The 1,927-nt window shown below is 58.3% G+C and carries 1 protein-coding gene; it reads left to right on the top strand.

Features of this window, described 5'->3' with window-relative positions:
* The first annotated feature begins 45 nt into the window (after positions 1-45).
* The gene (locus tag ACP5J3_RS13900; RefSeq protein WP_428496229.1) at positions 46-1,731 is read left to right on the top strand and encodes a type II secretion system F family protein; all 1,686 of its coding nucleotides are present in this window, start codon (positions 46-48) and stop codon (positions 1,729-1,731) included.
* Positions 1,732-1,927 lie beyond the last annotated feature (196 nt).

Genomic DNA, 1,927 nt, shown 5'->3' with positions numbered 1-1,927 from the left:
GGGCTACAGGGTTAGGGTGGGCAAGGCGGAGGGGGTGGTGGAGCTATGTTGAGGAGGCTTTCGCCTGACCCGGAGCAGGCGGCTGTTCTGGGGGTTAGGCTGGACGCGCTGAGGCGCACCGGCTTGATTTTGGTGGCCGCCGTCGGGGGCCTCGGTGGTGTGCTGGCGGCGTTTGCCTTAATGGCGCGCCAGCCGATGTTTCTCGCCGGGGCTCTGCTGGCGTTTCTCCTCGCGCCTGTGCTGTATATGTACCCCCTTTTTGAGGTTAGGAGTAGGCTGGGGAGGGCGGAGGGGGAGCTTCTGCCTGCGGCTGTGTACGCCACTATCTACGCCGCGGCGGAGCGGGATATGGCTGAGGGCTTCTTCGCGGTGGCTCGGGAGGCGGATCTCGCCCCGAGCTTGTCTGCGATGGCTAAGGGGGTTGAGAGGTTGCAGTTGAAGCGGTTCATCCCGACGTCGTACGAGGCTCTGGGGGAGGCGGCGCGGCTTTTTGAGGGGAGCAAGGTTTCAGACTTCCTAATTACCATGTCTGTCGCCCGCACGGTGGGGCTCAGCCAGTATATCCAGGCGAGGGATCTTTTGAGGAGTGTCTTGTTTGAGCTTAAGTCCGCCTATGCCCGTCTGGCTGAGAACTTGAAGACGCTGGGGGAGGTGATTTTGGTGTTTTTCGGCGTCTTGCCGCTGATGCTCTTCATCACCACGACGATTTTCTACAGCTCTGGGGCGTCTATGCAGTTGCTGGCCTACACCTTTGTGGGGATCCCGCTCTTCACCGTGGCCTTGGCTTTTCTCCTAGACGCGTCGTATCCCAAGACGCCTGAGAAGTTTTTGAAGTGGTACAGGCTGTACGGCATCGGGGCGGCCGCGGGGGCCGCCGCGGGCTTCGCCGTGTATATGGCTGTGAGCCCTCTGGGGCTTCCGGTGAAGTCTCTCCCGGCTAACGGCCTGCCTTTCCTTAGAGATATCCGGGCGTCGTACGCCGCGGCCATTGCGCTGGGCGTGGCGGCGGCGGCTGTCTTCGGCTTCGTTGTTCCCAAATACCTGGCGGAGAGCTCCAGGAGGTGGGGGCTCATCTCGGCGTTGCCTTTCTTCACCAGGGACTTGGCTGAGTTGGTGAAGACTGGGCTGTCTCCCGCGCAGGCGGTTGTGAGGCTTGCGGAGAGGAAGACGTACAATAGGCATTTTGACCGGCTTTTGAGAGACGTGATGAGGAGGATTGTGTCGGGGGCTACTTTTTCAGAGGCGGTGAAGGCCGCGGGGGCTGGGGCGCCGTGGTTCGCCCGCGTGGTTCTCCACGCCTCGGCGGAGGCGGAGAAGCTGGGCGCTAGACACGAGATTTTTGCAGAGCTCGCCGACACGTCGAGGGAGCTTGTGGATATTTTGAAGGCGGCGCGGGCAAACGCCAGGGGGTCCGTCATGTTTGGCTTTATGACTATTGGCATAATCGCCGTCCTCATGGGGGGCGTGGTGAAGACGCTGATTTTCCAAGTGGCCGACTACGCTACAAACGTGTCGGCGGCCGGCGCTGTTCCTATGAATATTCAGCTAATTACATGGAGCAGGGTACCGGAGGTGTTGAGATACGCCTTGGTGGGGGCTGTCATAAACTCGGTGGCTTTGGGGGTTTTGATTGGTAAGATGAGTGACGGCAACTTCTTCGCCAGCGCTCTTTACGGACTTATAGCTTCAATCATAGCCACCGCCTCGATATTTGCGTCACTCTTTATATAGATTTGTGAGAAAATTTTTTAAACTGGGAGAAGTTTTGGATATGCGTAAGGAAGTCGTTATATCGCTTGTAATCGTTATGTCGCTCATGTTAATGCAGATAACGCATGCACAGGACATAGTAAGATATAGCACTACTGTAAGGGCGCCACTGCCTTCGCCTTCGGGGGATTTTATAGTGGTGGTGGCGGACGAGTAT

The sequence above is a fragment of the Pyrobaculum sp. genome (assembly GCF_049971835.1).
Classification (GTDB): domain Archaea; phylum Thermoproteota; class Thermoprotei; order Thermoproteales; family Thermoproteaceae; genus Pyrobaculum.
This window is presented reverse-complemented; position numbering and strand designations above follow the sequence as displayed.